Origin of the sequence: Halorubrum marinum (genome assembly GCF_048381195.1) — an archaeon.
Taxonomy (GTDB): domain Archaea; phylum Halobacteriota; class Halobacteria; order Halobacteriales; family Haloferacaceae; genus Halorubrum.
Genome location: NZ_JBLWMM010000004.1, coordinates 32,074 through 52,939 on the forward strand (window position 1 = coordinate 32,074; position 20,866 = coordinate 52,939).

The following is a 20,866-nucleotide window of genomic DNA, read 5'->3' on the forward strand; positions in this document are numbered from 1 at the left end:
AAATTAGTTACACGGATGAAAGTCTCCGTCGTCGTTTGCACCTACACGATGGATCGGTACGACGTCTTCATGGAGGCGGTCGATAGCGTCCTCGCGCAGACGCACGAATCGATTGAGCTTGTGCTTGTAATTGACGGAAACCCAGAAGTGTATGATCGGGTTGTTTCCGAGTACGGAACACGAGAGGACATTGTCATCCACGACAACGACGAAAATCGCGGGATTTCTTACAGTCGGACAAAGGGCGCAGAGTTGGCCTCCGGTGAGATCGTCGCGTTCATCGACGACGACGGGGTCGCGGAGCAGGACTGGATCGAAAAGCACGTCGAGACGTACGAGGAGACAGGTGCGGTCGCGGTGGCGGGATACGTCGCCCCCAACTGGCAGACGGAGAAGCCCGACTTCTTCCCCGAGGAGTTCTACTGGCTCGTCGGCTGTACGGAGCTGGGCTTTGCCAAAGACGGCGAGGAGATACGGAACGGGTACGGCTCGAACGTGTCGTACAAGCGGGACGTGTTCCTCGACGTCGGCGGCTACGACGTGAACACGGGTCGGAAAGGCGACCGGCACATCCAGGCGCACGAGGCGCCCGTGGGGATACGGATTCGCGAGGAGTACGGGCAGGGCGTCGTGTACGTCGCGGATGCGGTTGTTCATCACACCCTGTTCGACTATCGGGGCGAGTTCCGGTGGTTAGTGTTTCGGTCGTTCTGGCAGGGGTTCTCAAAGCGCGTGATGGAGCTGCTGTATCCCGGGGCACAGGGGAATGAAAGTGCGTATTTGAGGGATCTGGCGATCAACCGGATTCCGAGTCGCATGAAGCGGGCCGTGTTTGGACCGTCACTCGCGGAAGTGAAGCGGATCGTCGCGATTCTTTTGTTCACGGCCGCGGTGGGACTCGGGTACGCCTACGGGCTCACGAAGCGGGACGTGTTGCGGGAGGAAGTGGACTCGTCAGATGCAACCGCGGATACATCTCTCGACAGCTAATCGTCTGCCAACGTATTGGTGGGTGATATTTCGAGCAAAGACACCAACTGACCGCCATTTGCTTCCTATATTGAGGTCGATGCCTCCGATCGGTACCCACCCCACGTTTTTGACCGGCCTTGTTGATTACTGTGACGCTTCGGTATAGATTTCGAGAAGTCGATCGCCAATCCGGTCCCAGCTCACCTCACGAACAATTTCACGGGCATCTGATCGGCTCCCACTCTCAAGGACACGGTGTAGATGGCCAACAAGGTCTTGTTCAGTCGTACCGACCCCGGAGAGGGTGATGTCCTTTAGTCGCTCGTGAACGTCGCCAACGTCAGTTGATATGACGGGCACATTACACGCCATCGCTTCTTTCACCGTGTTCGGCGATCCTTCGTGATCTGACGTCAATAAGACCGCATCCGCTGCGTTGATGTAGTGCACAACTTCCTTGTGCGGTACGCCCGAAATCGTGTGGAGTGTAATTGTGTCACCCAGCTTCGACTCTGTTTGCTCGACCACCCGTTTCGCCAGTGGGTAGTTCTTCCGCTCGTAGTCCGGTGAGTACGGGAACAACACATGTATTCCCTCAATATCCCATCCAACGCGCTCACGCGCTTCGGTCCGATCGGCCGGGTAGAATCGTGTCAAATCGATGCCGCTCGGAATGATATGGGCGTCCTCACGCCCCAACATTTCCCGCATCTCCTCGCTGCGAACCGTGACCGCGTCGGCTCGCCACGCACAGGCTTTCGTCACCAATCCATCGAACCCTATCACGTCTGATCCCCAGAGCGTCAACACTACCGGCAACTGGAACTGTGTTATCGCGTACGGTGCCGTGAGCCCATAGTTTGCGTGGATCAGATCGTAGTCCCCGCGACGGAGCTCCCGACGAACCTCTGGGACAAACTGGAGATACTCTTTGATCCCACGTGTTCGACCCAGATCACCATCTATCTGCTCGGCACCCGGCACCACAAGTACCGTGCAGTTGACATCCTTCTCTTCTAGCGTCTCGATTTGCTGTGTGAAGAATATCTCCTTGGAGGTGGTAAGATGAAGCACATGGAGATTGTCCCCAGTCGACATTGAACGTATCGAGTGGCTCTACTTCTGTCCCCCGGTTATACTCTTTGGTGCGTCTCGAAACAGGCCAAGACACGCGTTCTGGCTGGCCGCCCCTTTTCGAGTAGTTATCCTACTATCGGGAGAGGAAATCGATCCTGTTCGCCCATCGCTTCAGTGCCATCTTTGAATCAATATTCCGCTCACAAAGTATTTCCCACCCCGCCGATACCGCCTATCCATGCAAGCAGTCGTACTCGCCGCGGGCAAAGGCACGCGCCTCCGACCGCTCACGGACGACAAACCCAAAGTGCTCGTCGAGGTCAACGGCACGCCGCTCATCGAGGACGTGTTTAACAACCTCATCGATGCCGGTGCGAGCGAGCTTATCGTCGTCGTCGGCTACAAGGCCGAGCAGATCATCGACCGCTACGGCGACGAGTACCGAGAGACGCCGATCACCTACACCCACCAGCGCGAGCAGCTCGGCCTCGCCCACGCCATCCTCCAGGCCGAACCGCACATCGACGGCGACTTCATGCTGATGCTCGGCGACAACGTGTTCCGGGGTAACCTCGACGACGTCGCCAGTCGCCAGAAAGAGGACCGCGCGGACGCCGCCTTCCTCGTCGAGGAGGTGCCCTACGAGGACGCCTCCCGCTACGGCGTCCTCGACACCAACGAGTACGGCGAAATAACTGAAGTCGTCGAGAAGCCCGACGACCCGCCGAGTAACCTCGTCATGACGGGCTTCTACACGTTCACCCCCGCGATCTTCCACGCCTGTCACCTCGTGCAGCCCTCCGACCGCGGCGAGTACGAGCTCCCCGACGCGATCGATCTCCTCATCCAGTCCGGACGTACCATCGACGCGATCCGGCTGGACGGATGGAGAATCGACGTGGGCTTCCCCGAGGACCGCGACCGCGCCGAGGACCGACTCGACGAACTGGCCGAGGAGGACTATGACGCGGAAGGAGAAGTAAACGAAGCCGTGGTTGACGATTGAGCGTCTGACCCTCAAGAGGGACAACGATAGCGCAACTGCTCACCAGGCATCTTCGAATGATTATTGAGACCGCGCTCGTCGACACCGCCGACCAGCGCGAACGGTACGTCGGCGTCTCCTCGCCCACCTGCTGGACCGCTCCCAGTGGCCCGCCCAACTCCTCGGATGCAGTCCGGGCGTCGACCGCGTTCCACGATCCGACGGCCTAGTTGAACGGATTCTCAGCGGTATCCAACCGGGTTGGGACAGTCGCCGGTGACAGAGCGGTTTGCCCCACACCTCATACCGAACGAACACGAAAGCGGAGAGATAGACCGATCGGAAGTTAACACATATATCCGACGATCGTGTACTCCTGTGGTGTATGCAATTCTGTGACGAGTGCGGGTCGATGATGCACACGGAGGGCGATAGGTGGGTGTGTCGCTCCTGTGAGCACGAGGGGCCGCGGGACTCGCAAGCGGAAGCGGCGATGGCGACCCGAGACGGACAGCGGGACGACGGGGCACCCGCCGTGGCCGACGCGACCCGGGGCTCCACCGAGACGATACGGGAGCCCTGTCCGGCGGACGACTGCGACAGCGACCGGGCCGCCTACGAGATGCTGCCGAAGCCGGGCGGATCCTACGAGGTCCGGCTGTTCACCTGCGTCGAGTGCGGCCGCAAGTGGCGCGACTCCTGACGGCGCCGACTGCACGGAGATCCGGAGGCGCCTCTCGAACGGACGACCCGACGAGGAGTAGCCGACCGCGCTCTCGAGACCCGTCTACTCAACCGTCACGCTCTTCGCCAGGTTCCGCGGCTTGTCGATCGGACGCCCCTTCTCGTTAGCGACGTGATACGCGAACAGCTGCAGGTAGACGTTCGCCACCAGCGGTTCGACGACGCCGACGTCGGGCACCTCGAAGGCGACGTCCAGCGTGTCGAACTCGCTCCCCGCGGTCACACACCCGAGCGCGGGCGCACCGCGCGTTTGCGCCTCGGTGACGTTGTTCATCGTCTCGCGAGCGCGGCCGCCTTCCGTCAACACCGCGAGCACGGGCGTGTCGGGCGTCACCAACGCGAGCGGGCCGTGCTTGAGCTCGCCCGCGGCGAACCCCTCGGCGTGGTCGTAGGAGATCTCCTTGAGCTTCAGCGCGCCCTCTAAGGCGACGGGCACGCCCAGCGCCCGCCCGACGAAGAAGAACGCCTCGCTGTCTCGGTACTCGCGTGCGGCCTCCCTGACGGCCGCCTCCTCGTCGAGCACCTGCTGGACCGCGCCCGGCAGCCCGCGCAGGTCCTCCAGTACGGTCCGGGCGTCGGCGGCCGCCAAGGCCCCGCGGTCCCGCCCGACGGCCACCGAGAGCATCGCGAGCGTCGCCACCTGCGAGGCGAACGTCTTCGTCGCGGCGACGCCGATCTCCGGCCCCGCCCTGATAAACGCCGTCCCGTCGACCTCTCGCGTCACCGTGCTTCCAAGGGTGTTCGTCACGGCGAACGTCCGCGCGCCCGCGGCGTTCGCCCGGCGGACCGCCCCGAGCGTGTCCGCGGTCTCCCCGCTCTGGGTCACCGCGACCACCAGCGTCCGGTCGGGCGTGCGTCCCGCGCCGAACTCGTACTCGCTGGCGATCTCGACGGTCGTCCGGACGCCCGCGTACTCCTCGAAGAGCCGCGCCGCGTACCGCCCCGCGTAGTAGGAGGTGCCGCAGGCGACGATCCGGATCTCCTCTAAATCGGCGAGGAAGCCGGGCGGGAACGAGACGTCCAGATCGACGTCCCCGGCGTCGACGTCCAGCCGTCCCGCGAGCGTCTGCCGAAGCGCCTCGGGCTGCTCGTGGATCTCCTTGCGCATGTAGTGGTCGTAGCCGCCCTTCTCGGCGGCGTTCGCCTCCCACGTCACCGTCTCGATCTCGCGTTCGACCGGCTCCCCGTCGGCGAAGATATCGACGCTCCCGGGCGCGATCGCGGCCACGTCGCCGTCCTCCAAGTACGTCACGTCACGGGTGTGTTCGAGGAAGGCCGTCACGTCGCTGGCGACGAACGAGGCGTCCTCGCCGCGACCCAACACGAGCGGGCTCCCCCGTCGCGCGACGACGATCCGGTCGTCGCCCTCCCGCACCGCGCAGATCGCGTAGCTCCCCTCCAGTCTGTCCTCGACGCGCTGCACCGCGGCGAGCAGGTCGGACTCGGCGTCGCCACCGTCGTCAGCAGCCGACGCCTCCGTCTCACCCGACAGTTCCTCCTCCAACAGGTGCGGGATGACCTCCGTGTCGGTGTCGCTCGTGAACGCGTGGTCCGACAGCTCCGCTTTGAGCGTCTCGTGGTTCTCGACGATCCCGTTGTGGACGACCGCGACGTCGCCGACGCAGTCCGTGTGCGGATGCGCGTTGGCGTCCGTCGGCGGCCCGTGCGTGCTCCACCGCGTGTGACCGATACCGTGGGCCGCGTCCGGCACCTCGGGCACGGTCAGTCCGTCGACTTCGCCCGAGCGCTTCGCGACCGTGAGCCCGCTCGTCTCGCCGACGAGCGCGACGCCCGCGGAGTCGTAGCCGCGGTACTCCAAGTTGCGAAGCCCCTGGTGGATCACGTCGCCGACAGCGAGTCGATCGCCGCCGGTCTCCTCGTCCGCGTCCTCGCCCGCGCCCCTCGTAACGCCCGCGCCGACGTAGCCGATGATTCCGCACATGGTTATCCCCTCCGGACGACCGCGCCCGACTCGACGCGCCCGTCGATCACGACCCCCGCGTCGGTCCGCACGTCGTCGCCGACGACCGCGCCGTCGGTCAGCGTCGCCCCGCTACCGACGACCGTGTTATCGCCGACCACGCCGCCGAGGTCCACGTCTCGGTGCACCACGTCGCCGACCACCACGGTCGCCGGTTCGCCCGCGACAGTCGCGTTCGGGCCGACCCGCGCGTTGCCCGCGACGATCGCGTCGCGCACGACCGCGCCGGCACCGATCACGGCGTCCGGGAAGACGACCGCGTTCTCGACGACCGCCCCCGGCTCGATCGTGGCATTGCTCCCCACCGCCGTGTTCCCGCCGATCGTGACGTTGGGGCCGACGCGGACGGTCTCAGCGACCGCCACGTCGTCGGCGACGACGACCGACGGGCCGACGTCCGGACCCGCGCCGTCTTCCGCCGCGACCCCGTCGCCGCGGTCAGCGACCGCTCGGTCCACCAGCGCCGCGTTGACGGCCAGCAGGTCCCACAGGTTCGACACGTCGAGCCAGCGGCCGTCGTACGTGACCGCGGTCACCGTATCCTCGCTCGCGAGGCGGTCGAGCGTCGACGTGAGCGCCAGTTCTCCCGTCGTATGCGTCTCCCGAATCGCGTCGAAGACGGCGGGCGAAAAGCCGTACACGCCGGCGTTGATCCGGTTCGTCGTCACCGGCCCCTCGGGCTTCTCGTCGATGTCGGTCACGCGGTCGCCGTCGAGGCTCACGACCCCGTACTCGCGCGGGCGGTCCGCCGTCGTCACCGCCATCGCAGGGGCAGCGCCCCCGCGAGCCAGATCGAGCACGCGAGCAACGATCGACGGGTCAACGACCCGGTCGCCGTTCAGCACGACGAAGGACCCGTCGACGACCGATTCGGCCTGCAACACGGCGTGGCCCGTGCCGAGTTGGGTCGGCTGCTCGACGTACTCGACCGCCACGCCCCAGTCGTCGCCGTCGCCGAAGTGGTTCCTGATGCGTTCCTGTCGGTAGCCGACGACGAGCGCGATGCGGTCGATACCGGCCGCGGCGACGGCCTCGACGACGTGTTCCAGCAGGGGGCGGTTCGCGACGGGAACCATCGGCTTGGGTCGCCGATTCGTCAGCGGCTCCAGGCGGCGGCCCTCGCCCGCGGCGAGGATCACCGCGGTAACGGGATCTCCGGTCATGCGAGAACGGTCGCCCGCCCGGGTGTTAAAATGCTCGCGGTCACTCCTGGCGGTACCAGACGTCGACGTGGCAGTCGGGGCCGTACGACTTGCCGACGACGTCGATCGAGCCGTCGCCGGTGAGGTCGACGGCCTTGGCCTCGTGCGTCGCGACGCCGCGGTCGATCTCGACGCGATCGAATCCCTCGTCGGTGTTCCGGTAAACGAACATCCGCGGCTGGTCGGTCCCGTCCGTTTCCATCTCGGCGACGAGCAGGTCAGGGCGACCGTCGTCGTCGAAGTCCGCGATCTGGAGCGTGTGCGGGTTATAGAGGTCGTCGTCGAGCGTCGTCACGGACCAGTTCGGCGGGTCGAAGACGCCCACGCGACCCCGTCTGTCCCCGTGGTACGGGAGATCGCCCTCCGTCAACGCGATCTCGCGCTCCGCGTCGCCGTCGAGGTCCGCGACGGCGACCCGGGTCCACTCCCAGTCGTCGCCGAGGCGTTCGCGGTCCCAGTCGCCGGTCGAACCGTCCCGTCGAAACACGTTCGGTCCGGCCACGAGCTCGGTGGTCCCGTCGCCGTCGAGGTCCGTGACGGCGACCCCTTCTACGTTCAGACCGTCCGCGACCACGTGTCGAGAGGAATCGGGCCACGGCGAGACCATCGGATCCGGCGGCACGTCGTAGTAGCACACCGTTTCGCTCCGCTGTGAGAGGATCACGACCTCCGGGTCGCCGTCGTCGTCGACGTCGGCGATCGCCGTGTCGTGGTACTTCCGAAAGTCGTCGGTGATCAGGTGTCTCTCCCACGGCTGCCGCGGGTTCGGCGGGATATCGAACCAGTAGAGCTCCGATCTGTTATTCTGTCCGACGACGAGTTCCTGACTCCCGTCTCCGTCGATGTCCCCGATCGAGGCGCCGACCGAAAGTCCGGGGGCCTGTGCGACGTCGTGGCGCTCCCACCCGGGGTTCTCGTACCAGAACACGTTGTATTCGAGCCGTTTGATCAACGAGCCGACGACCGGGAGGAGTCGGAGTTTGATCTCCTTGCCGAACACGTCGACCGGTTTCGTCGATCCCATACCGCCGACCAACACGTCCGGCCGACCGTTACCGGTGAGATCCGGGGTAAGACAGAACCCGAGACGACCGCACGGAGGGTTGTCGTCGATGCGTTGGTGTTGAAAATCCACGGTGATTTTTTCGAGTCTCCCATACTTGAGTAAGAAGGTGTTAAATTCGGGTCACCTCGCGATTCAGAGCCAATACGGCGGCGACTGCTACCCATATCTGACCGCTGGCCCGAATCAGCCTCTCGGTCCGTTTAGATCCACATAACAATACCTGACATTCGCCTCATCTCTCGTGTGATGACCGAACCAGCGACCGCTCACCGACCGATACCCGGGGTCGACCTCGCGTCGGGAGACACCTGATGGGGGCAAGATCGCTGTCGCGGAGAGGATCGCCGATCAAGGTTGCGAGACCCATCGTCCGGAATACGAGTTCGGGCGGCGCCAGCCGGATCCTCCGATGTCGATGAGCGACGCCGATCCCGGCCGGATCACGGTGCTGATGTGTCCGGATTACACCGACTCAAACCCGTATCAGTCGGAGTTGATCGCGGCGCTCGACGACCGCGAAGTCGACGTGACTCCCGTGGACAGTAACGGGGCGCTTCCGCTGCTCTCAGCCGTGCGGGCGAACGGAGTTCCGGACGTCTTCCACATCCACTGGCTCCACCGCTTCGTCATCACGAATCGCCGGTTTCCGGCACCGCTGGCGCTGTTGCTCGGCGTCCGACTCTGTCTCGAACTCGTCGTCTTGCGCGTGCTGGGCGCTCGCCTCGTGTGGACGGTCCACAACCTCCTCGACCACGAACGCGCCGCGCCGCGGAGCGAACGCCTCGTGAGGGGTGCGGTCGCGCGCCTCGTCGACAGGCTCGTCGTCCACTGCGAAGCCGCCGGGCGTTCGGTCGCGGACGCCTACCGGCTCCCGGACCGGGTCGCAGACCGGATCCGCGTCGTCGACCACGGGAACTTCGCGGGCGTCTACGAGAGCGACGTGTCCGAGTCGACCGCCCGGGAGCGACTCGGTCTGCCGCCCGACGTGCCGGTCTTGTGCTTTTTCGGGCTGATACGACCGTACAAGAACGTTCCGCGGCTCGCGGAGACGTTCAAATCGATTCCGAAGGACGCGCGACTCCTCGTCGTCGGGAACCCGTGGAACGATGACATCGAGCGGCGCGTCCGCGCGGCCAGCGCGGGCGACGACCGGATACACACCGTCCTCCAGTACGTCCCCGCCGACGAGATTCAGCTGTACATGCGCGCAGCGGACGCGGTGGTGTTGCCGTTCGACTCGGTGCTCACCTCCGGCAGCGCGATTCTCGCGATGACGTTCGGCCGCGCCGTCATCGCCCCGTCGATGGGGTGTCTCCCGAGGCTGATAGCGCCGGACGGCGGCCTGCTGTACGACCCCTGGGATCCGGAGGGGCTTCGAACCGCGCTCGACCGGGCACTCGACGACCGGGAGCGGCTGGTCGAGATGGGACGGCGGAACGAGGAGGCGGCGCGTCGATGGGACTGGGACGAGATTGCCGAGCGGACGCGTGACGCGTACGCGCTGAACGTTTCCGGAGGACGCGAGGTCGAATAAGACCTACATAACGAAGCCAGCCCACACGATACCGGATATCAACCACCGGTTCACGCGCAGATCCGAGTATCCGACCCTCCGGTCGCAGAGTACGGGGAGTCACTCGCCGAACCACTCGCTAGAGGTTTGGAGATAATCGGGTTGCCAGGAGCGGTCGGACACACAAATGAACGGAACGCCATCCGGACGAGTGCTCTCGTGGGATATCGTCGCGGTTCTCGGCTACGTCGCCGTAGTGGTACTGCTTCAAGAGATTTCGCTACCGTCGATCATTCAGATACTCGTGGTGGCACCCGTTCTCCTGTTCTTCCCCGGATACGCGCTCACGACGGTGCTGTTTCCGGGCCGCCCGAGCGACGACCGAGCCGGAGGCGGGCTCTCGTTTCCCCGGTACACCACGGAGAGGGCCGAGGTGTCGCGGCTCGGCCTCGTCGAGCGCGCCGCGCTCTCTGTGGGGCTGAGCGCCGCCCTGCTCCCGCTTTTCGCGTTCGTCTTCGACGCGGTGCTCGGGAGAGTCGCGGGACCGGTGATCCTCGTCGCGGCCGGGCTCTCGGCCGTCATGGTCATTCTCGGCGGGGTTCAACGGTCCCGACTCCCCGAGAGCGTCCGCCACGAGGTTCCCATCGAGCGGTGGATCGACCGGGCGTCGGCGGCGGTTTACGACGAGTCGTCGAGGACCGCCACGGTCAACGTCGTGCTCGCCGTCAGCGTGCTCCTCGCGGTGAGCGCGGTCGGGATCGCGTTCGCCGCGCCACAGCCGGGCGCGACGTACACCGAGTTCGCCGTCGGCACCGAACAGAACGGCGAGTTCGTCACGGACGGCTACCCGGACGACCTCGCGGTCGGAGAGACCGCGGAGACGGCGGTGTTACTAGAGAACAAGGAGCGAACGACGACGGAGTACCACGTCGTCATGCGGTTCGAACGGCTTCAGGGTGGGACGGTCACGGCGGCCCAAGAGGCGGGCGGATTCACCGTGACGCTCCAACCCGGCGAGACCGCGATCGAGACGCACACGGCCGCACCGTCGCTGACGGGCGAGAACGTTCGGCTCAGGTTCCTCCTGTACTTGGACGAGCTGCCGGCGAATCCGACGCCCGAGACCGCGTACCGCTCCGTTCACGTCTGGACGGACGTCAGATCCGGCGGGAACTGACCAGCGACGGGTCCGGCCGCAGGCCCGCTGGCGACGCCGATCTACCCGTCGTATCGGTCATGAAGCCGTTCATAACAAAGACCACATGGCCACTGTAACGGGTATGACTTGGTCGAATCTACGGCCCGACGGAGCCACCTGATGGACGAGACCGAACGCCGAGACACGGCCGAACGATCCGAACCGCTAGAACGATCCGAACCGCTACCTGCGGCGAGCACGCCGGGCGATCGGCGCCACACCGGATCCGCTGTGGGAGGGCTCCGAGCGGGCGAGCGGCCCGCCGAGAGCGCCAGCTGGAGCCTCGGCGGGGACGCGTCGACGGAGAGAGTATGAACGGGACGACGGCGTGGCTCGATCTGATCAGTCCGTCGCATCCGTTCTTTTTCCGCGGACTGCTCGAGGGGATGTCGGACATCGCCTTCCGGACGACCGTGAGGCGGAAAACCGAGACCATGGCTCTCGCGCGCGAGTCCGGGTTCGACTTCGAACCGCTCGGGCGCGACTTCGACAACGTCGCTCTCCGGACGGCGGCGGTCCCGCTTCGGACGGTCCAGCTGTCCGTCCAAGCTCCGAAGACAGACGTCTCTCTGTCGGCCCGCAACGCGATGTGCGTGCTCGCGTCGCGGGCGAGAGGAATTCCGTCGATCCACTTCACCGACAACGACATCACCGCGTACGTCGACGCGCCGCTCGTCGAACGCGCGTTCTGTCGATTCAGATCGGCAGCGACACACCACGTCGTTCCGGCGGCGTTCCAGCAGTCGGAGCTGACGCGGTGGGGCGCGGACCCGGAGCGGATCCACACGTACGACGGCTACAAGGAGGACGTGTACGTCGCGAACTTCGAGCCCGACCCGTCGTTCACGGACGCGCTTCCGTTCGAGAACTACGTGGTGGTTCGCCCCGAGGCGCTCGGTGCGGCCTACGTCGACGAGGAGCGGTCGCTCGTCCCCTCGATCCTAGAGTCGCTCGCGGCGAGGGGCACGAACGTCGTGTACCTGCCGCGCAGGCCGGGTGATCGGCCACACGCGGAGCCGTACGACGAGGATCGCATGTTCGTTCCCGACGGAGCGCTCGACGGGCTTCAGCTCGCGTGGCACTCGGACGGTGTCCTCACCGGGTCGGGAACGATGGCCAGAGAGGCCGCGTGTATGGGGAAGCCGGCGGTCTCGTTCTTCCCGGATCGGCTCCTCTCGGTGGACAGATCGATGGTCGAGGACGACATGCTCGTTCACTCGCGTGACCCGGAAGAGATCGCCTCGTATCTCGCGTCGGTCGGGACGGACAAGCGAGCTCCGGATCGGGAGCGGTCGTCCCGCGTCCGCGAGGAGGCGGCGTCGCTGGTTCGGGCGCTGATCGAGAACCCCGAGAATCCGGCGCTCGATTCGCTTCCGGGCCCGATCGCGCGACCGACTTCGGCAGGCGCTAATCGGTAGCGAATCGGCGATCGATAGCGAATCGGCACGAGGCCTGATCGAGAGCGGATCCGAGGAAACGAGTTCATAACTTATTGGGGTCGGTTGCACCCCCACACGAGATGGGTCAGGACGCACGCGAGACGGGCGCTGACGGTATCACCGATTGGGACGAGCCGACGGAAACCGCTCTGAGTGTCCACGACGGGTCGGAGGAACCGTCCGCGCCCGTCTCGAGCGACGTGGTACACGTGGTCCGAGACGCGGACGGGGACACCCGAACCGTCGCTGGCTACGATCCGAACGTCGTCCTCGAAAACGCGCTCGCGTGGGCGTTCGACCGCGACTACGCCGGCTACGATCCCTACGACGGACTGAACAGTCCGCTCCTCTCTGCGGTGTCGAGACACTGGCTCCTCAGACTGCTGTCCATCCACGGCGTCCGTGCTTTCCCGGTGAATCTCAGACCGTACCTGGGCGTTCCCGAGGAGCGGAACCCGAAGGGGATCGGACTGTTCGCCAGCGCGTATTTGAATCACTACGAGCGGACGGGGTCCGATGCCGCGCTCGAGGCGGCCGAACGGCTCCTCGACTGGCTCGTCGAAAACCGTTCGCCCGCGTTCGAACGGTCCTCGTGGGGGTACAACTTCGACTGGCAGAACTCGACCAAGTTCTTCCTCCCGGCGAACCACCCGTGCGGGGTCGTCACCGTGTTCTGTGCCAGACCCTTCCTCCGCCACCACGAGCTAACGGGATCGGAGCGCTCGCTCGAACTCGCTCGCGACGCGACCGCGTTTCTCGTCGAGGACATCGGAACCGAGTCCGTCAACGGCCACGACGTGCTGACGTACACGCCGTACGACTCGTACGTGGCCGTCAACGCGAACGCGCTCGCGGCCGACCTCCTGTGGCGCGTCGGCACCGAGGTCGATGACGACGCGCTGGTCGAGCGGGCGCGTGACCTGTTCGAGTTCGTCGTCGACGCCCAGACGGACGACGGCGGGTGGCGCTACTCCGTGCCGGCGTCGGACTCGCATCTCGGGTACGACAACTTCCACACCGGGTTCGTCCTCGAGAGTCTCAGCGAGTACGCCCGAGATCAAGCCGCCGATCACCCCGCCCGAGAGGCGTACGAACGGGGGATGGAATTCCACCGGGAGAATCACTTCGAGGCCGACGGCGCGCCGAGGTTCGAGGACGACCAGTCACGCCCCTACGACGTTCACGCCGCCGCACAGGCGCTCATAACGTTCACCCAGAGAGGCGATCCGGACGACGCCGCGCTCGCCCGTACCGTCCTCGCGTGGACGTTGGACTGGTTGTACGACCCTGAGGGGTACTTCTACCGTCGAGTCGGGCGGATGGGGGTCGACGAGACTCCCTACATTCGCTGGAGTCAGGCGTGGATGTGTCTGGCGCTGTCGGAGTACGTGAACGACCGGCACACGGATCATGGTCCAACATAACCGACGGACGAGGGGCGTCGTTTCGGGAGCAACGGCGTCTGTTTCGAGGACAGGGGCGTCTGCTTCGACGGTCGGTCAGCCGATCGGGTGGCGGACCCGCGTCCGAGAGAGAAGTCGAAGGTTCGGAAGCCACCACTCGAATCGGCTGAGACACGTCGCAGACATCGCACTTCGGTCGGTTAAATACGGATTACGGTCCGTAGCGAGGGTATTACTTGGACGAGACGGACCGATATGAGATCATGAATACCCCTGGATTGGTGAAAAGGGCGGCCGAAAAGTACCAGAGGGAGGGAGTACGTCCGGTCTGTCGATCGGCAGTCAAACAGGCAAAGACCGTCTTTCGCAGCGACGCGCTATTTAAGATGGTCACCGCGGCGCGGTATCGCGCGCAGCGACTCCGATACGACGCGGTCGCGGACCCGTATACCGTGATTCACGTCGAGACGAACGACATCGAACAGTTCAACGAGGAGATCGGGACGAACTGGGGGCTCGGGAGAATCGAGAGCGGTCACTGGGACGCCGCGCAGAACTGCCGGCCAATTCGCTCGTCGACACACTATCAGGGGCTCAAACAGCGGTTCGAGGAGGGGTACGACTGGAAGGACACGGTGTACTATCAGCAGCGAAAACACTCGATAGCGAACGACGACGAGAACCGCCTGGAGTACGTGGAGAAGCTCTACGAGGACATACGCACGAACGGATACCGCCCCAATTACGAAGCCGTCCACGACGCTCCCGACTTCGATGGACGGCAGAGTCGGTTTCGACACCTCCACTCGCTCGAACCCTTGGTTCTGATCGCGAGAGACGGGGAGACGTACCTGGCCGAGGGATTTCACCGGCTGGCGATAGCGAAGTTGGTCGGTGTTGCGGAGGTCCCCGTTAACGTGCTTGCGAGACACGAGGAGTGGCAGCACGTCCGCGAAGCCGTTCGCCGACACGGCGGAAACGCCACGGCGGCTGGCTTGGGCCGGTACGCGGATCATCCCGATCTGCGAGACGTGACCAACGAGGTCGAACGGTCTCGGTGAATCGATGCTGAGCGGCATCCGAACGGGCCGACCGAATCGGACCGACGCGAGTCGTCATTCGAGCCGCACTGACGCGATTAACACGTCGATAACAATCCCCGTCGAACTCCGAGGTGCGCTCAATGGGCATACATGCGGGACCGAGCCGTGGCAACTCGGGTGAGGTGTGGCGGAAGCTACTCCTCTCTGTCGGGTTCGCCGCCGTCGCCATCGGCACGGTTGTCGCGTGGCGGTCGCCGCCGACGGGCTACGAGGTGTCGGTGTATGCCGGGACGCCGCTGATCTTCTGGATCGGTGCCTCGATCGGCTTTCTCTCTGCGGCGACAGTCACGCTGGCGTCGTGTCGCGACCGGGTCGCCGGAGTGGCGGTGGGGCTCGGAGCGCTGACCGCCATCGCGATCGGCTCACTCCCGGTCATTCGCAGTTACCGGTTCTACGGTCGCGGCGATTCGATGACCCACCTCGGCTGGGCCGCCGATCTGATGGCGGAGCAGATGCGGTTCGGCGATCTGTTTTATCCCGGCGGACACAGCACGACCGTCCTGTTGACCGATTCGATGGGACTCCCCATCGAGCGCGGAATGGTCCTCTTTGCGGCGCTGTACTTCGCGCTCCACGTGACCTTCATCCCGCTCGCTGCGAAGGCGCTCTTCGAGGATCGTCGCCTGACCGTTATCGCGGCGTTTTCCGGGTTCATGGTGTTACCGGTGAACCAGATCAGCAGCGGGCTGTACTTCCACGCGTATTCGATGGCGATGTTGTTTTTCCCGGTGTTCTTGTACGCGCTGGTGAAACACCTCACGAGCAGACCCAAGAACGGACCGGTGATCGGACGCATCGGCGCGTGGAATATCGTGGTTGCGATTCTCGGACTCGTTCTGGTGCTCACCCATCCGCAGCTCGCGTTAAACGTCGTTATCCTCCTCGGAACTCTCGTGGCGTTACACCTGGTCCTCCGGAACCGCTTCGATCTGTCCGTCTCGGAGCTCCGCCCGGTCTACGGCGTGTTCATTCTCCTCGCCGTCTGTTGGGTGGCATGGGTGCTCCAGTTCGGCCGGGTGTTCGGCGTCGGTGAACGAGTCCTGTTCGCGACGTACGACACCCTCTTCGGCGCGGCACAGGCCGGTGGCGGGAACGTCGGGAGCCAGGTCGACTCGGCGCGGTCGGTCGAGGCGACTCTCCTGGAGCTGTTCGTGAAGCTCTTTTTAGTGCCGGCGGTGTACGCGTCGCTCGGAGTCCTCGCGGTCGTGGTGTCGCTTCAGCGTCCCCTCGGCGATACCGATCGACGCACACGGTCCGATGAGATCGAACGCAAGGGTCGGTCCGTCGTCACCTACTTCGGGCTGGCGGGCCTCGTTCTCGGCCCGTTCTTCGTGGCGCATTTTATGGGTCCGGTTTCTCATCTCTTTTTCAGGCACTACGGGTTCGCGATGGTGTTCGTCGTCGTTCTCGGCGCCGTCATGATTCATCGTATCGGGGCGCTGATTCCGGCGGGCCGATGGTTGAGCGCGGCCAAGCCACTCGCGCTCGGACTCCTGGCCGTCGCGCTGGCGTTGTCGCTGCTGACCGTCTTCGCGTCCCCGTACATCTACAACGCCTCAAACCACGTGAGCGACCAGCACATGAGCGGGTACGAGACGGCGATCGAGTACCGCGGCGAGGATATCCAGTGGAGCGGCATTCGGCGAGGCCCGGGCCGGGAGTTCGACGCCTTAGTTCCGGGCGTCGGACTGTACAGCCGCCCCGCGGTTAGTACGGATACGACCACCAGAGGAGACGACGAACTCCGGTTGCTACTCGCGGGAGGGGCGGACGAGGTCAGATATCTACCCGTATCAAGGTCCGACGTCGACCGGGAGGTGACCGCGTATCGAGAGCTCCGCTACTCGGAGCCGACACTGGAGTCGATCGGCAGTCAGGCCGGAGTCCACCACGTCCACGACAACGGCGAGTTTGATCTCTACTACGTTACGCCGCGAAATAACGAAACGACGGTGGGCGAGACCGGATGACCGGACTGAAACTCGGCGGCATCGGGGACGGGGTCGTCCACGCGACGCGCGGACTGGCGACCGGTACGTGGAGTCGGACTCGCGGGTTCGAGCAGCTCGGATCGATCCCGGCGTCGGACGCCGTCGCTCGGCTCTCCGACGCGCCCGTCGCTAGGGCGGTGCTCGACCGCGTCACCGGATCGGTCACGACGACGAACCTCTGGCCGATCGGAGACGATCGGCTGCTGGCGACCGTCGGAAACGACGTGTTCCGGTCGACCGACCGCGGACGGACGTGGCGGCCGGTCCATCGACTTCCCGAGTCGTCCGGCCCGATGGGGGTGCTCCCGACGGCCGTCTGTCGTCACGGCGGTCGCATCTACCTCGCCGAGTACCCGCTCGGCGGCGAGGCGGCGAAGGTGCTGGTCAGCGAGGACGGGCGACGCTGGTCGACGTTCGCGCGTCGGTCCGACGTGAGACACTTCCACGGGGTGTTTCGCGATCCCTACACCGGTTCGCTCTGGGGGACCACGGGCGATACCGACGACGAGAGCGCGATCGGGCGGTTCGTGGACGGCGAGTTTCGGGCTGTCGGCACGGGAAGCCAGACCTGGCGGGCCGTCGAACTGGCGTTCACGCCGGACTCGGTACTGTGGGGCATGGACTGCGCGTACGCCCCGCGGATCGAGATCCTTCGCCTCCCGCGTGAGGAGATTCCGCCCGCCGACGAGACGCCAGCAGAACAGCCCGTTCCGGAGGTCGTCGGGACCGTGGACGCGCCGGTGTTCTACGCGGAGACGATTCGAGCGGACGGAACGACGTGGGTGGTGTTTTCGACTGCAGCAACAACGGGAACGGACAGCACCGGGCCTGGGACCGACAGAACTCGCACCGGCTCGGTTCAGGTGGTTGCCGCCTCGCGGCGGTCCGGATACGAGCGATGGTACCAACCGCTCACTCTCGGGCGGTCATCCACGCTCGGTGCGATGGTGCCTGCGATCCCGACCGCGAACGCCTACGCGTTTCTCGCGACAACTCCGGAGGGGGAATTACTGATAAACCCGTTCAATACGGATCGAAATCACGGGGAGATTCTCGTCCGTCGGCCTTCATCGTTCGCGGAAGCGCCGCGACTGTCGGCCGATAGCGGTGACCGCGGATGACGGAGGACGGACCCGTTTCACACGATAGTCGCGGTTCATCGACAACAAACGGGTTTAGAGGGCTCTGTTGAACCCGAAACAAGGGAGATATCCGAACTCGGGTCGGTCAGTACAGGGAATGTACAGACCATAGTAGGTCTCTATCTCCCCTACTTCTGTTGGAAACTCCCTGGTAGATACAGAGGTAGTCCCCAACAGAAGGACACTAGACGTATTCAGTGATGTCTTTGGCGACAGCTATTGCACCCGTGATCACTCCTGAACGGTCCCGAATCGGTGCTGCTGAGAGGCTCAACCGAATACGGCTGTCGTCCTTCGTGTTCCGCCGGATTTCGTAGTTTTTGAGCGTCGCTCCGCCAAGCACACGCTTGAACTGCGTTTCGAACTCAGTTTCTTGAGCATCGGTGTGTAGCCTGAGATCCTGAATCTGATCACCAACGACGGACTCTGCATCGCACCCAAATACGGTTTCAGCGGTCTTGTTCCACAGCTCGATTCGTCCGTCCGCATCCAGCGCAATAATCAGGGCTGGAGAGATGTCGATGATTGTTTCGAGTCGCTCGGTCATCTCCCTGAATTCTTTCTTTCGTTGGACGCGGTCGGTAACATCATGACTGATGATGAGATGTTCGCCGGGCACAATATCTGTTACCGCGGAGTATTCGATCTGCCGGGTTACCCCATCACCGCCGTCGATCGGGATTCTGTCCCGGTCAACACCACTCTGCTGAAACTCTCTCCAGGCGGTATCGAAATCAACTTCTACTGGAATGAACTCCGAGAGATGCCGACCCAGTAATGCCCGCTGGTTCACGCCGTACACGTGTTCTGCAGCAGGGTTCGCATCAACCACTCGTGCATCATCGTTTACGAGCAGCATCGCGTCGAGAGACTCCTCAAACGTGGCTTCGTACTGGTCACGAGCACGAGTGAGTTTCGCCAACCGCTCTTGTGGATTCGTTGCGGCTCTCCGTGGGATTGAAACGGTCATCGTTGTCCCCGCTTCAGAAAATAAAGCGGTGATCTCTCCATCGTGATTCGAGATGATCCAGTGAGTCAGCCAGAGTCCCAATCCACTGCCGTGAGTAAGTGGAGTTTCTGCCCCTGTTTCGAGCACTTCTGCCTCTTCGTCATCGAGTCCGGGTCCGTTATCTCCGATGTGTATCTCAACGGCGTTCGGAACAGTTTCGATAGCGACGGTAATCTGTGGGTGCGTCCCGCTGTGTTTCGCAGCGTTCTCAAGCAGTTCTCGGAGCGCGCGTTCACAACTCGGGAGGAGCCCCACCGTAATTTCCGATTCGGATTCGATACTCACTGCCGCGTTCGGATAGTCCTGACAAACACCGTTCACGACATCTTCGACGAGCGAAACCACATTCGCTGTCTCTCGTTCGTGATCTGCAGCGACGATTTCGTCAAGCTCCCGAGCTTTTTCCGTAAGCTCGATGAGATTGTCGATGTTTTTCAACACCGTGTCTCCATAGCTGTCGTGATCCAGCCGTTCAGCCATGAGCTGTGTATATCCCCGAATAATACACATGTCATTTCGGAGATTGTGTCGGAGAACTCGGTTGAGAACAAGCGCGAGGTTTGCATATTGCGTGAGGGTGGCCTCGTGTTGTTCCCGTTCGAGTTCGCGTTCGAGGAGTCTGGCGATGAGTTCCGCGAACATCGTCTCCTCATTGCTAAACGATTCTTGCCGCGGTTCGTCTGCCACGAAACAGACGGTTCCGTATGACTCTCCATCAACAACGAGGGTGGTTCCGAGATAACAATTGAGGCCGTGTGATTCGAATGCGATGTCTGTTTCCCATCCTTGATTTGACGCATCGTGAAGAGCGATTTGCGAGTCCGAATCAAGCGTGCGTCGGCAATACGTCGCTCCGAGGTCAAGTTCCAATCCCGTGGGAAACGCTCCGCTATCTGGGTCAGTACTCACGGTCGCTTCCCAGTGGTCTGTTTCCTGATCGATACGAGTGAGATGGCCGTTATCTGCCTGTAAATACTCCGCACCGAGTGCGAGTGCCTCACGTCCCTTCTGTTTGAATGGGATATCCTGCCGAACAATATCGTACAGTTGCTGTCTCGCCTCACGAGACGTAACTGAATCCCCAGTCACAGCTAATCCCCCACGCATCCAGCCGTTTGACAGACTGTTTCATACCTCACGACCGGGAGACGACGATATAGATCCATTCTGTAATATTACTAGTTAGAAACAAATAAAGAATGTGGTGAATAAATATGCACCACAGTTAGCGTATACTACTTTTCTGATTCGCGAAAGGGATGTCGGCGAAGACGCCGCGTAAGATCACGTGAATCCACGGGACGTGACGGTTGAATCATCCACAGGGTAACCAGTGCCGACCGACGCCGAGCAGGAAGTACAAGTAGCGATGTATCACTCACACCTGCTCAAACTCGAAGATTATGAGTACATCAAATGCGACGAAGACACGACTGAAATCCTCAAGGGGCCGCAATTCGATGAGATTCGCCCGCGACTCGAATTTTTAGCGTCCAACCGTGCCGAGTGAGCGGCGAAGCGGACGATAGTCTTCGTCACCGATATAAACGCAGTCGCACACCCATCTACACATGTGTCCGTCGTCACCCACATCATCAAACAATGCGTTGAGTACTGCCGTAATTGAGGCTGTTGCCAAGGAAATGGATGGCGACCCTACTGAACTACCCGAGCAGCTATACGACGTGATCGACTCCGACGCCTTGGACTCGCTATTCACCGGTGGGAATTCAATGGGCGGCACAGTGACGTTCGCCTACTGTGGGTACACTGTTACTGCCACCGCAGACGGCGACGTGACCCTCGAAGAATAGACGCTCGTCACCTCGGCGCCACTACGTCCTCACACGCCAGACACTCGGCCTATACGCCCCGATGCTATCGTCTTTCTCGTATTCGACAACGGCGCCACGTCTCGGCATCAGAATCTCGATTCCCTCGTCGGCTAGTAGGTGTTTCCCGGGCTCTTGTCCTGTTCGTCCATATTCGATTATACTTGAAGAATAGGATTTTAACAGAGCCGTCGAGAGCTATCGTGGTG

The 20,866-nt window shown here is 63.3% G+C and carries 17 protein-coding genes; 12 read left to right on the forward strand and 5 right to left on the reverse strand.

What is annotated here, in order from left to right; translation table 11 throughout:
• The first annotated feature begins 15 nt into the window (after positions 1–15).
• Positions 16–990 (forward strand): glucosyl-dolichyl phosphate glucuronosyltransferase, encoded by a 975-nt coding sequence (aglG, locus tag ACNSN4_RS06695; RefSeq protein ID WP_418285019.1) that lies wholly within the window; start codon positions 16–18, stop codon positions 988–990.
• A gap of 126 nt (positions 991–1,116) precedes the next feature.
• Here aglG and ACNSN4_RS06700 read toward each other — a convergent pair whose 3' ends face one another.
• Positions 1,117–2,070, reverse strand: a complete 954-nt coding sequence (locus tag ACNSN4_RS06700) for a glycosyltransferase (RefSeq protein ID WP_418285020.1) — start codon at positions 2,068–2,070, stop codon at positions 1,117–1,119.
• 217 nt (positions 2,071–2,287) lie between these two features.
• Between ACNSN4_RS06700 and aglF the strand changes: the two genes are divergently transcribed.
• From aglF to ACNSN4_RS06715, 3 genes are all read left to right on the forward strand, one after another.
• On the forward strand, positions 2,288–3,055 hold the full coding sequence (aglF, locus tag ACNSN4_RS06705) for a UTP--glucose-1-phosphate uridylyltransferase AglF (RefSeq protein WP_418285021.1): 768 nt from the start codon (positions 2,288–2,290) through the stop codon (positions 3,053–3,055).
• Between the two features lie 56 nt (positions 3,056–3,111).
• On the forward strand, positions 3,112–3,264 hold the full coding sequence (locus tag ACNSN4_RS06710) for a hypothetical protein (RefSeq protein WP_418285022.1): 153 nt from the start codon (positions 3,112–3,114) through the stop codon (positions 3,262–3,264).
• Between the two features lie 155 nt (positions 3,265–3,419).
• A complete protein-coding gene (locus tag ACNSN4_RS06715; protein ID WP_418285023.1) occupies positions 3,420–3,737 on the forward strand; it encodes an RPA12/RPB9/RPC11 RNA polymerase family protein in 318 nt (105 codons plus the stop codon).
• A gap of 84 nt (positions 3,738–3,821) precedes the next feature.
• Here the strand turns inward: ACNSN4_RS06715 and glmS are convergent, their stop codons facing one another.
• Genes glmS through ACNSN4_RS06730 form a run of 3 tightly spaced genes read right to left on the reverse strand, consistent with a single transcriptional unit; the run spans position 3,822 to position 8,096 of the window.
• Complete coding sequence (gene glmS, locus ACNSN4_RS06720) at positions 3,822–5,720, reverse strand: glutamine--fructose-6-phosphate transaminase (isomerizing) (RefSeq protein WP_418285024.1); 1,899 nt, start codon at positions 5,718–5,720, stop codon at positions 3,822–3,824.
• Positions 5,721–5,722: 2 nt separating this feature from the next.
• Complete coding sequence (locus tag ACNSN4_RS06725) at positions 5,723–6,922, reverse strand: sugar phosphate nucleotidyltransferase (RefSeq protein WP_418285025.1); 1,200 nt, start codon at positions 6,920–6,922, stop codon at positions 5,723–5,725.
• Positions 6,923–6,962: 40 nt separating this feature from the next.
• Positions 6,963–8,096 (reverse strand): FG-GAP repeat domain-containing protein, encoded by a 1,134-nt coding sequence (locus tag ACNSN4_RS06730; RefSeq protein ID WP_418285026.1) that lies wholly within the window; start codon positions 8,094–8,096, stop codon positions 6,963–6,965.
• Positions 8,097–8,442: 346 nt separating this feature from the next.
• Between ACNSN4_RS06730 and ACNSN4_RS06735 the strand changes: the two genes are divergently transcribed.
• The 7 genes from ACNSN4_RS06735 (at position 8,443) to ACNSN4_RS06765 (ending at position 17,795) form a co-directional block, all read left to right on the forward strand.
• Positions 8,443–9,561: a glycosyltransferase gene (locus ACNSN4_RS06735; protein ID WP_418285027.1), complete on the forward strand. Its 1,119-nt coding sequence runs from the start codon at positions 8,443–8,445 to the stop codon at positions 9,559–9,561.
• A gap of 166 nt (positions 9,562–9,727) precedes the next feature.
• Positions 9,728–10,717 carry a DUF1616 domain-containing protein gene (locus tag ACNSN4_RS06740; protein WP_418285028.1) on the forward strand — a complete coding sequence of 330 codons (990 nt, stop codon included), beginning with the start codon at positions 9,728–9,730 and terminating at the stop codon, positions 10,715–10,717.
• Between the two features lie 332 nt (positions 10,718–11,049).
• Positions 11,050–12,156, forward strand: a complete 1,107-nt coding sequence (locus ACNSN4_RS06745) for a DUF354 domain-containing protein (protein ID WP_418285029.1) — start codon at positions 11,050–11,052, stop codon at positions 12,154–12,156.
• A 101-nt stretch (positions 12,157–12,257) separates the two neighbouring features.
• Entirely contained in the window at positions 12,258–13,601 is a 1,344-nt protein-coding gene (locus ACNSN4_RS06750; protein ID WP_418285030.1) for a hypothetical protein, read from the forward strand.
• Positions 13,602–13,966: 365 nt separating this feature from the next.
• A complete protein-coding gene (locus tag ACNSN4_RS06755) occupies positions 13,967–14,641 on the forward strand; it encodes a ParB N-terminal domain-containing protein (protein ID WP_418285031.1) in 675 nt (224 codons plus the stop codon).
• Positions 14,642–14,763: 122 nt separating this feature from the next.
• Positions 14,764–16,653, forward strand: a complete 1,890-nt coding sequence (locus ACNSN4_RS06760; protein ID WP_418285032.1) for a hypothetical protein — start codon at positions 14,764–14,766, stop codon at positions 16,651–16,653.
• Positions 16,650–17,795 (forward strand): beta propeller repeat protein, encoded by a 1,146-nt coding sequence (locus ACNSN4_RS06765; RefSeq protein WP_418285033.1) that lies wholly within the window; start codon positions 16,650–16,652, stop codon positions 17,793–17,795. Before ACNSN4_RS06760 ends, ACNSN4_RS06765 begins: the two co-directional genes overlap by 4 nt.
• A gap of 205 nt (positions 17,796–18,000) precedes the next feature.
• Here ACNSN4_RS06765 and ACNSN4_RS06770 read toward each other — a convergent pair whose 3' ends face one another.
• Positions 18,001–19,914: a PAS domain S-box protein gene (locus ACNSN4_RS06770; protein WP_418285034.1), complete on the reverse strand. Its 1,914-nt coding sequence runs from the start codon at positions 19,912–19,914 to the stop codon at positions 18,001–18,003.
• 482 nt (positions 19,915–20,396) lie between these two features.
• Between ACNSN4_RS06770 and ACNSN4_RS06775 the strand changes: the two genes are divergently transcribed.
• Positions 20,397–20,639 carry a HalOD1 output domain-containing protein gene (locus ACNSN4_RS06775; RefSeq protein WP_418285035.1) on the forward strand — a complete coding sequence of 81 codons (243 nt, stop codon included), beginning with the start codon at positions 20,397–20,399 and terminating at the stop codon, positions 20,637–20,639.
• Positions 20,640–20,866: the final 227 nt, after the last annotated feature.